16 protein-coding genes are annotated in these 12,848 nt (G+C 70.1%); 9 read left to right on the top strand and 7 right to left on the bottom strand.

All coding sequences use genetic code 11. The features are described 5' to 3' along the window. Positions 1–32: 32 nt before the first annotated feature. The 6 genes from ACFVDI_RS03075 to ACFVDI_RS03050 all read left to right on the top strand — a co-directional run bounded on the left by ACFVDI_RS03075 (position 33) and on the right by ACFVDI_RS03050 (position 6,041). Complete coding sequence (locus ACFVDI_RS03075; RefSeq protein ID WP_378900313.1) at positions 33–722, top strand: FadR/GntR family transcriptional regulator; 690 nt, start codon at positions 33–35, stop codon at positions 720–722. Between the two features lie 17 nt (positions 723–739). Next, positions 740–1,480, top strand: a complete 741-nt coding sequence (locus ACFVDI_RS03070; RefSeq protein ID WP_378900310.1) for a creatininase family protein — start codon at positions 740–742, stop codon at positions 1,478–1,480. Positions 1,481–1,600: 120 nt separating this feature from the next. Next, positions 1,601–2,575 (top strand): alpha/beta hydrolase family esterase, encoded by a 975-nt coding sequence (locus ACFVDI_RS03065; protein ID WP_378900307.1) that lies wholly within the window; start codon positions 1,601–1,603, stop codon positions 2,573–2,575. A gap of 5 nt (positions 2,576–2,580) precedes the next feature. Further along, positions 2,581–4,122, top strand: a complete 1,542-nt coding sequence (locus tag ACFVDI_RS03060; protein WP_378900304.1) for an AbgT family transporter — start codon at positions 2,581–2,583, stop codon at positions 4,120–4,122. Positions 4,123–4,254: 132 nt separating this feature from the next. Further along, a complete protein-coding gene (locus ACFVDI_RS03055; protein ID WP_378900301.1) occupies positions 4,255–5,076 on the top strand; it encodes a sulfurtransferase in 822 nt (273 codons plus the stop codon). An 83-nt stretch (positions 5,077–5,159) separates the two neighbouring features. Further along, positions 5,160–6,041 carry an NAD(P)-dependent oxidoreductase gene (locus ACFVDI_RS03050; protein ID WP_378900298.1) on the top strand — a complete coding sequence of 294 codons (882 nt, stop codon included), beginning with the start codon at positions 5,160–5,162 and terminating at the stop codon, positions 6,039–6,041. Here the strand turns inward: ACFVDI_RS03050 and ACFVDI_RS03045 are convergent. Both ACFVDI_RS03045 and ACFVDI_RS03040 read right to left on the bottom strand, forming a co-directional pair. Then, positions 6,030–6,458 (bottom strand): VOC family protein, encoded by a 429-nt coding sequence (locus ACFVDI_RS03045; protein WP_378900295.1) that lies wholly within the window; start codon positions 6,456–6,458, stop codon positions 6,030–6,032. The genes ACFVDI_RS03050 and ACFVDI_RS03045 overlap by 12 nt on opposite strands. Positions 6,459–6,490: 32 nt before the next feature. Next, positions 6,491–7,204: a TetR/AcrR family transcriptional regulator gene (locus ACFVDI_RS03040; protein ID WP_378900292.1), complete on the bottom strand. Its 714-nt coding sequence runs from the start codon at positions 7,202–7,204 to the stop codon at positions 6,491–6,493. Positions 7,205–7,585: 381 nt separating this feature from the next. Between ACFVDI_RS03040 and nhaA the strand changes: the two genes are divergently transcribed. Continuing rightward, positions 7,586–9,469 (top strand): Na+/H+ antiporter NhaA, encoded by a 1,884-nt coding sequence (gene nhaA / locus ACFVDI_RS03035; RefSeq protein WP_378900289.1) that lies wholly within the window; start codon positions 7,586–7,588, stop codon positions 9,467–9,469. A gap of 80 nt (positions 9,470–9,549) precedes the next feature. Here nhaA and ACFVDI_RS03030 read toward each other — a convergent pair whose 3' ends face one another. Next, the gene (locus ACFVDI_RS03030) at positions 9,550–10,065 is read right to left on the bottom strand and encodes a DoxX family protein (RefSeq protein ID WP_378900286.1); all 516 of its coding nucleotides are present in this window, start codon (positions 10,063–10,065) and stop codon (positions 9,550–9,552) included. Between the two features lie 91 nt (positions 10,066–10,156). Between ACFVDI_RS03030 and ACFVDI_RS03025 the strand changes: the two genes are divergently transcribed. Continuing rightward, positions 10,157–11,023 carry a hypothetical protein gene (locus ACFVDI_RS03025; protein ID WP_378900283.1) on the top strand — a complete coding sequence of 289 codons (867 nt, stop codon included), beginning with the start codon at positions 10,157–10,159 and terminating at the stop codon, positions 11,021–11,023. Positions 11,024–11,026: 3 nt separating this feature from the next. On the opposite strand, the gene ACFVDI_RS03020 is transcribed toward ACFVDI_RS03025, so the two are convergent. After that, a complete protein-coding gene (locus ACFVDI_RS03020; RefSeq protein ID WP_378900280.1) occupies positions 11,027–11,152 on the bottom strand; it encodes a hypothetical protein in 126 nt (41 codons plus the stop codon). On the opposite strand from ACFVDI_RS03020, the gene ACFVDI_RS03015 reads away from it, so the two are divergent. Then, the gene (locus ACFVDI_RS03015; RefSeq protein ID WP_378900277.1) at positions 11,139–11,351 is read left to right on the top strand and encodes a hypothetical protein; all 213 of its coding nucleotides are present in this window, start codon (positions 11,139–11,141) and stop codon (positions 11,349–11,351) included. The genes ACFVDI_RS03020 and ACFVDI_RS03015 overlap by 14 nt on opposite strands. An 18-nt stretch (positions 11,352–11,369) precedes the next feature. On the opposite strand, the gene ACFVDI_RS03010 is transcribed toward ACFVDI_RS03015, so the two are convergent. From ACFVDI_RS03010 to ACFVDI_RS03000, 3 genes are all read right to left on the bottom strand, one after another. Beyond that, positions 11,370–11,621 (bottom strand): hypothetical protein, encoded by a 252-nt coding sequence (locus tag ACFVDI_RS03010; RefSeq protein ID WP_378900274.1) that lies wholly within the window; start codon positions 11,619–11,621, stop codon positions 11,370–11,372. A gap of 101 nt (positions 11,622–11,722) precedes the next feature. Beyond that, positions 11,723–12,244 carry a pyridoxamine 5'-phosphate oxidase family protein gene (locus ACFVDI_RS03005; RefSeq protein WP_378900271.1) on the bottom strand — a complete coding sequence of 174 codons (522 nt, stop codon included), beginning with the start codon at positions 12,242–12,244 and terminating at the stop codon, positions 11,723–11,725. Positions 12,245–12,293: 49 nt separating this feature from the next. Continuing rightward, positions 12,294–12,806 (bottom strand): acyl-CoA thioesterase, encoded by a 513-nt coding sequence (locus ACFVDI_RS03000; protein ID WP_378900268.1) that lies wholly within the window; start codon positions 12,804–12,806, stop codon positions 12,294–12,296. Positions 12,807–12,848 lie beyond the last annotated feature (42 nt).

Here is a 12,848-nt window from a genome sequence, read left to right as displayed (position 1 = left end):
GGCGAATTCAATAAGTGATTTAGTCACTTATTGTGACCAGCAACACATCATCGCTCTCTGAACGCATCGCCGACGGGATCGTCGCCATGATCGAGGCCGCCGGCCTGGAGCCGGGCGACGCCCTGGCCTCCTCGCGCGAGCTCGCCAAGCGGTTCGAGGTGACCACACCGACGATCCGGGAGGCGCTGCGCCGTCTCGAGGCCACCGACGTCATCCGCTTCCGGCACGGCTCGGGCACCTACGTGAGCGGCGGGGTCAACCGGCGGCTGCTGGTCAACCCGCATGTCTCCGAGTCGCGTAGCGAGTCGGTCCTCGAGCTCCTCGACGCCCGGATCGTGCTGGAACCGCCGGTCGCGGCCGCGGCCGCCACGCAGCGTACCGACGACGACCTGGCCGCGCTGACCCTCTCTGCCGACAACTCGCTCAAGCCGCAGTACGCCGACGAGCGGCCCGAGCTGCACTTCCACGTCGCGCTCGCCGGGGCTTCCGGCAACCTGCTGCTGCGCGAGACCATCGAGGCGCTGCTGCAGGTGCGGGCCCGCGACCAGATCGAGATCCGGCACCGCTACACCGACCGCGACCGCGACCACGCCGACCACCTCCGGATCGTCGAGGCCGTACGCGACGGCGACGCCGACGCCGCGGCCGCCCTGACCCGCGAGCACCTGCTCGCGATCCGCGACGCGATCGCCGCCACCCTCGGCCCGGAGCAGTCCCGATGACCGCGAGGCTCGCGGAGATGACCACCCTCGAGGCCGCGCAGGCGGCCGAGGGCGGGACGGTCGTGGTGATCCCCGTCGGCGCCTTCGAGCAGCACGGCGCCGGGCTCCCGCTGGCCACCGACCAGATCCGCGCCGAGGCGCTCGCCGACGCCGTCGCCGACGCGCTGCCGGGCAAGGTCGTCATCGGTCCCGGCGTGCCGGTCGGCGTCTCGCCCCACCACCAGGCCTTCGCCGGCACGGTGAGCCTGCGCCCGGCGCTGTTCGCCGCCGTCGTGCGGGAGTACGTCGAGTCGTTGGCCACCCACGGCTGGCGGCGTTTCCTGGTGATCACCGGTCACGGCGGCAACAACGCCACACTCGGCACGCTGGCCCAGGAGCTGCTGCGCGACCGCGCCGACCTGGAGCTGGCCTGGACGCCGGTGACGACGCTGGCGAAGGACTCCGTCGCCGCGATGGAGCTGAGCGCGGTGTCCGGTCACAGCGGCGAGGCCGAGACCGCCCAGATGCTGCACATCGCCCCCCACCTCGTACGCCACGACCTGCTCACCCCGGGCACGACCACGCCCGACGAGCTCGATGCGCTCGCCCGCCTGGCCCGCTCGGTGAGCCATCCCGCCGTGGCTCTCCCCTACGACCGCCTCTCACCCTCAGGGGTTCTCGGCGACCCACGCCGCGCCACCGCCGAGGACGGCCGCGCCATCCTCGCCGAGGCCACCGACCGCATCGTCGCCTTCATCAAGGAGTGGCTCGACACCTAGATCAGTCACGACGGGTGGTCTCGACAAGCTCGACCACCTTTCACCACCGGGACGCGCACCGCGTCGCCGGGCGATCCAGCACACCCGAAACGCACCGATCTGCCCCGAAGGAGCACCCCCATGTCCCCACGACAATCCCGCCTCCTGGCTCCGGCCGTCGCGGTCACGGCGGTGGCGGCGCTGTCCTTGGCCCCGACCGCCACCGCCGCCCTGAGTCGCGCCTCCGTCCAGGACCAGGAAGCCGGCCAGACCGTGTCCTGTACCAAGCCCACCGACCAGGAGTCCGACAGCAGCCAGAAGTACGAGCTGACCAGCGGCGACCTCGAGCGCAGCTACGTGCTCCGCCTCCCGGAGAACTACGACCACCGCGACGACTGGCCACTCATCGTCGCCTTCCACGGCCGCGGCAGCACCGGCGTCGAGGTCGAGGGCTACTCCGAGCTCTCCGACCTCCCGGCGGTGGTCGCCTATCCCGACGGCGCGATCGGCACCGGCTCGGGCTACCGCAAGGCATGGCAGGGCGCACCGTACGAGGCCCCCGGGGTCGACGACGTAGCCTTCACCCGCGCCCTGCTCGACGCGATCGAGGCCGACCACTGCATCGACACCACCCGCGTCTATGCCACCGGCAAGTCCAACGGCGCCGGCCTGACCGCCCTCCTCGCCTGTCAGCTGCCGAACACGTTCGCGGCCGTCGCCCCGGTCGCCCCGGCGCTCTACCCGGGCACCCGGACCGGCTGCGCGGAAGCGCCGCCGACGCCGATCCTGGAGATCCACGGGGTCGCCGACGCGACCATCCCCTACGAGGGCGACGCCGACCGCGACCTGCCCGCCATCCCCGAGTGGGTGGAGAGCTGGGCCGAGCACAACGGCTGTGCCGGCTCCACCACGCGCACGACCCGCGACGTCGAGACCACCCGCTGGGCCGGGTGCGACCGGGACGCCGAGGTCCAGCACGTCGCCGTCGACGGCGGTGGCCACGTCTGGCCGGGCGGCGACATCTACTCCGGTGGCGGCCACGTCACCCACACCATCGAGTCCGCGACGGTGATCTGGGACTTCTTCTCCCGCCACCGCCTCACCAGCGAAGGGTGACTGACATGACCAGCACCGCAACCCCGACCGGCAGCGAGAGACTGCCGTGGATCATCCGCGCCATGGGCGTGGTCGAGCGCGTCGGCAACGCCCTGCCGCACCCGTTCTGGCTCTTCTGGATCCTCGCCGCCATCCTCGCCGTGATCAGCGCGATCTGCGCCGCGGCCGGCGTCTCGGTCATCTCCCCCGGGGACGGCGAGAGGGTCGTCGTCCAGAGCCTGCTCAGCGGCGAGGGCCTGGCGATGGCCACGTCCACGATGGTCTCCAACTTCGCCGAGTTCCCACCGATGGCCACCATCGTCGTGGTCATCATGGGCGTGGCCGTCGCCGAGCGCACCGGCTTCCTCACCGCCGCGATGAAGACCGGCATCTCCCGCGTGCCGGTCGGCTGGGTCGTCTTCGCCGTCGCGTTCACCGGGACCGTCGCCCACGTGGCCTCGGCCGCTGCGTACATCATCCTGGTGCCGCTCGGCGGCCTCGCCTTCCGCGCCGTCGGCCGCTCGCCGATCCTCGGGATCGTGGTCGCCTACACCGCGATCGCCAGCGGGTACGACGCCAGTCCGATCCCGACTCCCAACGACGCGATCTTCGCCGGCATCACCACGGCCGCGGCCCAGATCGTCGACGAGAGTGCGTACGTCTCCCCCGTCAGCAACTGGTTCTTCAACATCGCCTCCTCGCTGCTGCTGGCCGCGGTGATCACCCTGATGACCAAGCTCGTGCTCTCCAAGCGGCCCGACCTGGACGCGGACGAGGATGCCGACGACGGCGACTTCGGCTCCCTCGAGCTCGACGGTCGCGAGCGTCGGGCGCTGCGCTGGTCGCTCCTCGCCCTGCTGGCCGCGATCGTGGTGATCGCAGCCGTCGTGATCCCGGGTGGATCGCCACTGCGCGGCGAGGACGGGTCGCTGACCGAGTCGCCGTTCCTCACCGGCATCGCCGCGATCGTCGCGGTGCTCTTCGGGATCGTCGGCATCGTGTACGGCTCGCTGTCGGGTTCGATCACCAAGGCCGGCGACGTGCCCGCACTGATGGGCCAGGGGATCAAGCAGATGGCGCCGGTGCTGGTGCTGTTCTTCGCGATCGCCCAGTTCCTGGCGTACTTCGACTGGACCCACCTCGGCGACGTCCTCGCGGTCAACTCCGCCGAGGCCCTGGAGACCAGCAACATCCCGGTCTGGGTGGTGTTCCTGCTCGTCCTGGCGCTGCTCAGCGTCGTCAACATCATGGTCACCAGCGGCTCGGCGATGTGGTCGATCGCCGCGCCGGTCCTCGTGCCCATGCTGATGCTGCTCTCGGTGCCGCCGGAGACCACCCAGGCGCTCTTCCGGATCGCCGACTCCGGCTCCACCGCGATCACCCCGATGAGCCCCTACTTCGTGATGGCCCTCGGCTTCCTGCAGCGCTACCGCAAGGACGCCGGCATCGGCACCCTCGCCTCCTACACGCTGCCGCTGGCCATCGCGATGAGCCTTGCCTGGACCGCCCTGTTCTTCCTGTGGTGGGCCCTCGGCATCCCGCTCGGCCCGGGCGCTCCGGTCCGCTGACCTGTTGGTTCGCCGGCCGCCGGTGCTGTGACACGTCGTTCGTAGGACTGCTCGCCCTGTCGTGACGACCGGATAGTCCTACGAACGACGTGTCACCCCCGCCGCTGCCACCCTGACTGGAACAATCGACCCGTGAACGTACTCATCAGCGCCGACGAGCTCGCCACCGAGCTCGCCTCCGACCGGCCCCCGGTCCTCCTCGACGTACGCTGGCAGCTCGGCGGCCCGCCCGGGCACGAGTCCTACCTCGAGGGCCACATCCCCGGCGCGGTCTACGTCGACCTCGACACCGAGCTGGCCCGCCACGGCGAGCCGACCGACGGACGCCACCCGCTGCCGGAGCTCGCCGACCTGCAGGCGGCCGCCCGCCGCTGGGGCATCTCCGAGGGCGACAGCGTGGTCGCCTACGACGCCGTGGGCAACACCTCCGCCGCCCGCGCCTGGTGGCTGCTCCGCTGGGCGGGCATCGCCGACGTACGTCTCCTCGACGGCGCGCTCGGCGCCTGGACCTCCGCGGGCCACCCGCTGACGACCGCCGACGTGGTGCCCGATCCCGGCACGGTGACGCTCACTCCCGGCCACCTGCCCGTGCTGCCGTTCGAGCACGTCGAGGCCTACCAGGGTGTTCTGCTCGACGCCCGCGCCGCGGAGCGTTACCGCGGCGAGGTCGAGCCGGTCGACCCGAAGGCCGGGCACATCCCCGGCGCCCTCTCCGCGCCCACCGTCGACAACCTGGCCGCCGACGGTCGCTTCCTGCCCGCGAAGGAGCTCCGGGCCCGCTTCGACGCGCTCGGTGTCGAGGCCGGTGCCCCCGTGGCCGCCTACTGCGGCTCCGGCGTCACCGCCGCCCACCAGGTCGCCGCGCTGGCGATCGCCGGCTACGACGACGCCGCACTGTTCCCGGGTTCGTGGAGCCAGTGGAGCAACCACGACCTCCCGGTCGCGACCGGCTGACCCACAGCCGCCGAATTCCCTTGACCTCAAGTCAACTTCATCTTTCAGGATGGGAACACACCACGAGAGATGGAGTTGAGACCATGACGGACATCAACGACCGCCCCGCCGTCACCGTGATCGGGATGGGCAACATGGGATCGGCGGTCGCGCGGGCATATCTCGAACGCGGCTATCGGACCACGGTCTGGAACCGGACGGCCGACAAGGCGGAGGCGCTCGCCGAGGCGGGCGCCATGGTCGCGTCCACCGCGGCGAAGGCGGTGGCGGCGAGCCCGCTGACGGTTCTCAGCCTGCTGGACAACACCGCGGTCGAGGCCGTCCTGGACTCCGTCGGCGCCGCCGCGGCCGGTCGCACCCTGGTCAGCCTGACCAGCGGCTCACCGGCACAGGCGCGGGCCAACGCGGCGTGGGCGGTCGAGCACGGGGCTGCGTACGTCGACGGGAAGGTCATGGGCGATCCGCCCGACGTCGGCACGTCCAGGGTCTCGCTGGCCTTCAGCGGTGACCGGGAGACGTTCGACGCCGTGGAGCCGGCGCTCGCCGACCTCGGCTCGCTCACCTACCACGGGCCCGACGCCGGTTTCGCGGCCGTCGAGTTCAACGCCCAGGTCGCGGTCGGCTACGAGTTCCTGATCGGATTCCTGCACACCCTCAGCCTGGTCGAGACCGAGGGCATGGACCTGGAGGCGTTCACCGAACGGGTCGCGGGATCCCTGAACGGCTACGCCGGTCTGCTGCGGATGATGGCGAGCGCGATCAAGAGCGGGACGTACGGCCCCGACCTCGGCTCCCTCGACGTGCAGGTCGCGCTGATGGACGACCTGATCGGGCACCGGGAGTCGGCCGGGGTCGAGGCGGTGCGGATGCGGGAGGTGAAGTCGCTGATGGACCGCCGGATCGCCCAGGGCCACGGGGACCAGGGGTTCTCCAGCATGTTCGAGCTGCTCCGGCTACGAGCCTGACGCCTCCTGAGCAGCCACCTCGGCCTCGGACCGCAGCACGCAGAACGGGTTGCCCTCGGGATCGGCGAAGATCACCCAGCCGCTCCCAGGGCCGTACCTCCCGCGGTGGTCGGCGACCAGCGTCGCACCCAGACCCAGGACGCGCTCGACCTCGTCGTCACGCGTGCCGGTGCGCGGGCGCAGGTCGAAATGGATCCGCTTGGCGGGCAGCTCCTCGTCGAGCACCTCGATGAACATCAGCCGGTGGCCGGTCTCCGGGTCGAGGATCACACACTCCTCGTGACCGGGGAGGTTCGGGTCATCCTCCAGGTCGACGTAGCCGAGCAGCGCCTTCCACCACTCCGAGAGCGCGTACGCGTCGTGGCAGTCGATGGTCGTGTGCGAGACGAAGAGGGCCATGCCCACATCGAAACCCACGCGTGGACCCGAGTCCACCGGGTTTCGGCGCCTCAGACCGGCTCTGCCACCTTCTCGTCGATGAACTGCGGGAGCAGGTCGATGGCGATCGGTGCGGCCGCGTCGATCTTCTCCTGCGGCACGTCGCAGATCCGCAGGCAGGTCGCAGCGATGGCCCACGCCTCACGGCACGGGATCTTGCGGTCCGGGTCCTCGGTGCGCATGTTGATCACACCCTCGACCTGCTGGATGAGCAGGTCACCCAGCTGCTTGCGGCTGACCGTCGAGCGCACCGTCTTCGAGGCGACCTCGCTGGCCAGGTCCGCGTAGTGGGCGGCCAGCTCGGCGTGCTCGTTGCGGAACTCGTCGTAGACCTCGCACTTGGCCACGTCGGGCAGCTGGTAGAGCATGCCGACGTTGTGCGGCACGTCGGCGAGGGTGCGTACGTCGACGAGGACCAGCAGGTAGAGCGCGGTCTCGAAGTCGAGCGGTGGCACGCGGTTGAGGATCTTCTCCACCTTGTCCGTGGTCGGACGGACCGACCGGCGGAGCAGCTCGCCGAGGATCTCGTCCTTTCCGGCGAAGTGGTAGTAGAGCGATGCCTGGCGGATACCGACCATGTCGGCGATCTCGCGAGTAGACGTCGCCGCGAAACCCTGGGAGACGAACAGCCGCGATGCGGCATCCAGGATCTGGTCGCGCGGTGAGGTCGTACTTGAGTCGGGAACATGCCTAGGGCGGCCGGGCCGAGAACGCCTAGTTGTCATGTTGCCCATCTAACTCCCGTCCGGACTTTCAAGGAAGACTTGAAAGGACTTTATCCTCTACAAAATATGAGTCATAGGACCTATTGGACATAGCTCGACTGGGCTACGTCCACGATGTGTGTGTTTGTGCCCGTCAACACTCGGACACGTACACCGCAAGCCCCCATGTACGGCTGAGCACCGGGTCGCGCCACTTGCTTCTGCGCTGCCATCCGGCTGTTACCCGCCGTCACAGGAGCTAACGACGATGTGGGTGACAGGTCACGCATCTGTTGGACATTCGTGTAACGCCTGTGGCGACCGCCACATGATGTTTGCCTGACCTGCGCCCGGGACTCGGTCAGGTGCGCCGGTGCACCCCGAGCCGCCTACCCTTGTTCCGTGGGGAAACAGCAGACCCAGTGCCGGCGCGACGACGACCTGACCGGACAGCTCGGCACCACGCTGCGGCACTTCATGCATCTGGAGTCGACGAGTGCCACGCTCCTGGTGATCGCCTCGCTGCTCGCGCTGGCCTGGGCCAACTCGCCGTGGTCGCACGGCTACGAGCACCTGTGGGAGACGGTCGTCTCGGTGCGGTTCGGCGACGTCGGGCTCTCGATGGACCTGCACCACTGGGTCAACGACGGCCTGATGGTGGTCTTCTTCTTCGTCGTCGGCCTGGAGGTACGCCGCGAGCTCGCCGTCGGTGAGCTCACCGACCGCCGCCGCATGGTGGTGCCGCTGATCGCCGGGGCGGGCGGACTGGCTCTGCCCGCGCTGATCTACCTGCTGCTCAACCCCTCCGGCGAGGCCGCACGCGGCTGGGGCGTCGTGATCGGCACCGACACCGCGTTCCTGCTCGGCATGCTCGCGCTGGTCGGGCCGGCGGTGTCGACGCAGCTGCGCATCTTCCTGCTCACGCTGACCGTCATCGACGACATCGTCGCCGTGAGCGTCATCGGGGTGGCCTACACCGACCACCTCGAGGTCGGACCGCTGGTCGTCGCGGGACTCGCTCTGGTCGGCATCTTCGTGCTCGACCGGGTCAAGGTGTGGCGGGCCGGGCCCTACGTACTGCTCGTCCTGATCGCCTGGGTGGCCACCCTCGGGGCCGGCCTGCACGCCTCGATCGCGGGGATGCTGGCCGGGCTGCTGGTGCCGGCCGCCGAGCCGACCCGGGCCCAGATGGAGGTCGCGACGTCGCGGTTCCGGGCGTTCCGGCAGTCGCCGCTGCCCACGCTGCAGCGCGAGACCCGCGACGAGCTGACCCGCACGATCTCGGTCAACGAGCGGCTCCAGGAGTCGCTGCACGTGCCGACGAGCTATCTCATCGTGCCGGTCTTCGCCCTCGCCAACGCCGGCGTCGACCTTCGCGACGGCGTGCTCGGGGAGGCACTGAGCTCGCCCGTGACCTGGGGTGTCGTCGCCGGCCTGGTCCTCGGCAAGACCCTCGGCATCGGTGGCGGAGCGCTGCTGGCCACCCGGCTGCGTCTCGGACGGCTGCCCCAGGGCGTCGGCGGCGGCCACGTCCTCGGCGGCGCGGCGCTGTCGGGCATCGGCTTCACCGTCGCGCTGCTGATCATCACCCTCGCCTTCGACTCCGAGACGCTGCAGCGCGACGCGGTCGTCGGCGTGCTCCTCTCCGTCGTCCTCGCCTCCGCCCTCGGATGGGTGATCTTCCAGATCTCCGCGCGCTTCCTCGGCCAGCGCGACGCGGCGCTGCCCAAGGTGCTCGCCACCCCGGTCGACCCCGAGCGCGACCACATCTACGGCGACGTGGACGCCGAGGTCACCCTGCTCGAGTACCTCGACTACGAGTGCCCCTTCTGCGCCCGCGCCACCGGCACCGCCAACGAGGTCCGCGACTACTTCGGGTCTCGGATCCGCTACGTCGTACGCCACCTCCCCCTCCCTCAGCACCCGCACGCCGAGCTGGCCGCGGTCGCCGCCGAGGCCGCCGCGCGGCAGGGCCGCTTCTGGGAGATGCACAAGCACCTCTTCGACCATCAGAACGAGCTCGAGCACAAGGATCTGGCCGGCTACGCCGGTGCCCTCGGGCTCGACGTGGAGCAGTTCCTCCGCGACCTGGAGGACCCGGCACTGGCCGAGCACGTCCGCGAGGACATGGCCTCGGCCAACGACAGCGGCGCACGCGGCACGCCGACGTTCTTCGTCGGGTCGCACCGCCACGAGGGCCGCTACGACGCCCGCACGCTCATCGCCGAGCTGGAGCGCGCCGCCACCGGCGAGTCCGCGCGGTTGGGGATGCGCTCACGCCGCTGATCAACCCACGCCGAGTCGGCTCATCCTGACCAACACCCACGCCGAGTCGGCTCGTCATGACGAGCCGACTCGGCGACCGGTCAGGCGTCGTCCGCGTGGGCGGCGTCACCCTGCGGCCGGTACGTGGCGGCGAGGAGGAGGGCGGTGCCGAGCACACCGCCGCCGAGCGCCACCGCGCCGCCGATCCAGCCGTCGTAGACGATGCCGAGAGCGGAGTCGAGCGAGATCGTCCCGGGACCGGTGACGCCGAGCACGGCCGCGACGACGGCCAGGATCATGACGTACTCCCAGCCCTCCTTGAAGACGAAGAACCCGTTGGGCCGGTGCGCGAGCAGGGCGGCGACGAGCATGACCCCGACCACCCCGGCCGCGGCGAGCGGGGTGATCAGACCCAGGATCAGCAGGACACCGGCACCGATCTCGGTCACCACGCTGGCCCAGGCCTGGAGCCTGCCGTGACGCAGGCCGAGACTCTCGAACCAGCCGGCGGTGCCGGCGATCTTGCCGCCTCCGCGCCAGTGGTTGACGCCGTGGGCGATCATCGTGCCGCCCACGGCGAGCCGGAGAAGCATCAGGGCCAGGTCCACGGGGTCCATCAGGAAGTTCCTCGCTGTTTGGGGAGATCGGTCGGCCCAGCCTAGGAGGAGGCCGGGCACGATGCACGAGGGACACCGTAGGCTCACCCGGATGCTGCTGCTCGGAGTCACCCTCGCCCTGGGCTCGGCGCTCGCCCACGCCGCCTGGAACACGGCGTCGAAGACCATCGCCCCCGCCGGCCGACCGGCGCTGTGGGCGGTGGCGATCGTGGAGTGCTGCCTGGTCGTCACGGTCACCGCTGTGGTGATGATCGTGCGCGGCCACGGCATCGCGGTCACGGGCGAGCTCCTCCTGCTCTCGCTCGGCAGCACCGCCATGCACGCACTGACCATGGGTCTGGTCCAGGTCGCCTACCAGGACTTCGACATCAGCCAGATCTACCCGCTCTCCCGCGGTCTCGCACCCGTGGTCGTGGCGCTCACCGGCATGGTCGTGCTCGGGCAGTGGCTGAGCTGGGCGCAGTGGGGCGGCGTACTCCTGATGGCGGCGGCGGTCGGGGCGCTGCTCTTCGAGACGGTCCGCACCCGCGGCTCCCTCCAGGCCAAGCCGCTGCTGTGGTCGGCGTGCATCGCCGTCTCGATCGCCGGCTACACGACCTACGACGGGTGGGCGGTCGTCGAGCGCGGCCTCGATCCGATCGCCTACTACGCGGTCGGCACGGTGATCCAGGTGGTGCTGTGGAGCGTGATCGTGCGGGGCAAGTACGCCGAGGGGCTGCGCCAGGCCAGGACCCACGCGCGAACCGTCGCCGTGCTCGCCGTACTGATCCCGACCTCGTACGTCCTCAGCCTCTACGCCACCCTGCACGCCCCGGTCTCGCTGGTGGCCGCGGTGCGCAGCTCGAGCCTGATCTGGGTCGCGCTCTCCGCGGCGCTTGTCCTGCGCGAGCCGATCGGGAGGGTACGCGTCACCGCGACGGTCCTCGCCGCCGCGGCCGTGGTGGCGATGGTGGTCTGAGCCCTAGGCGTTCGAGGGGATGAGCAGCATCGGCATCAGCCCGACGACCTGGGACCGCAGGTCCACCAACGCGCCGTCGCGGCCGCTGAGGTGGCCGAGCAGCGCCTGCTGGAAGATGCCGTCGAACATCCCGGAGACCACCGCCGTCGTCCTCCCCCGGCCAGGCGCCGCGGTCGACGTCGCCGACCTGACGGCGCACGTCAAGGAGCGGATCGGCGCGATGAAGACGCCCAAGCAGATCGAGGTCTGGCCGGACCTGCCGCGCTCGAAGGTCGGCAAGGTGCTCAAGACCGAGATCAAGAGGAGCCTTGCTCGTGGTCGGCCGTGAAGTGTGGAGCCGAAGAACTCAGCGCCAGACGACGAACAGCGAGTAGTCGTCGAACGGCGACTCGGAGCCGTCGCAGCGCCACTTCTCGATCTGACCGTCGAACCACATCTGCTGGCCGGCGGCCGCACAGTCGTCCTGCCAGTAGAAGTCGCGGCCGGTGTACTCCCAGCCGCCCTCCTCGGTCGACGCCGAGGCCGAGCTCGCCAGGGCACCCCCGGCGATCAGGGCGGCAGCGAGCGGGGCGGCAGCGGCGATTCGGATGAGCTTCATGATGATCTCCTTGGTGGGTGTTCGGATCGGACACCCACCACGCTCCGCTTCTGCGCTGTCAGAAAAGTGCCCCGTCGCTCACTGTTTTCTGTCAATAAGCATCAGTCTGCGTTCGTTTGCTCCGGAAAGGCGGCGGGATCCGAGGCATACGCCACCATCCACGTCGGCTCGATGGTGGCGTAGACGACGCCGGGTCCCTCCCAGGTCTGCGGGTCGGAGCCGTAGAACTCGGTGAAGTAGGCGTTGTGGGCCTCGAACTCGGGCCCCTCGCAGACCACGTGCGCTTGTCCGTGGGTGAAGACGCCGACGCGCTCACCGTCGACATGGGTCGCACTGACCGCCGGCCGGGCCAGCATGTGCTTGGCCTTGACCGCGGTGGGCGAGGTCCCGAACAGCCAGCGACCGTGAAGGAAGTGGCCGTCGACGCAGCTCGTCCGCGGCTCGCCGCGAGCGGTCACGGTGGCCAGCACCAGCACCTTCATGCCCGTCAGCTCGGTGACGACCTGACGGGCGTTCAGGCGCTGCTTCTCGTTGACGATGCCGGTCAGATGGCCGCTCGCGCGGCCGATCGAGGCATCCAGGAGGCGTTGCAGGTCGGCGATCTCTTCGTCTGTCTCGTGCACACGAGGAGTCTCACACCGACGGCCCTGGGCCTGCTTGACCGTTCTTGCGCTAGCTGATCGCGGTCACGATCTCCGGCGGGATCGCGGTGGTGCCCGATCCGTCGGTCGCGACGATCACGTAGACGACGGACACGGCGCAGGCGACCTCCTCGCCTCGGCGGAACTCGAACTCGAGCGTGAAGCTCTTGGTGCCGATCCGGGTGGTGCGCACCGGCACCTGGACCCGGTCGCCGAAGCCGATCCCGACCTTCCAGTCCAGGTCGGCGTGGGCGAGGTGGGCGTCGACCCCCAGCTCCTGCCAGCGGGCGTAAGGCACCCCACGGGCGTCGATGAAGTGGTTCATCGCCTCGTCGACGTAGCCGAGGTACCAGCTGTTGAACATCACCCCCTGCATGTCCACCTCGAAGTAGCGGGGGGTGAACTCGTAGACCGTCGTCATGGGCGCTCCTCGGCTGGCAGGATCCGGGCCGCTGACCTCGCCAAGGGCGATCCTGCTGCCGCTCGACGCGGGCGCGGTGGCGGTGATGGTGACCTCGTCACCATCCTCCAAGAGGGTACGCACCGACCCGTCGTCGAGCTCGAACGGCTCCTCGGATCGTACGTG

This window comes from Nocardioides sp. NPDC057767, assembly GCF_042798275.1.
Lineage (GTDB): Bacteria > Actinomycetota > Actinomycetes > Propionibacteriales > Nocardioidaceae > Nocardioides.
This window is presented reverse-complemented; position numbering and strand designations above follow the sequence as displayed.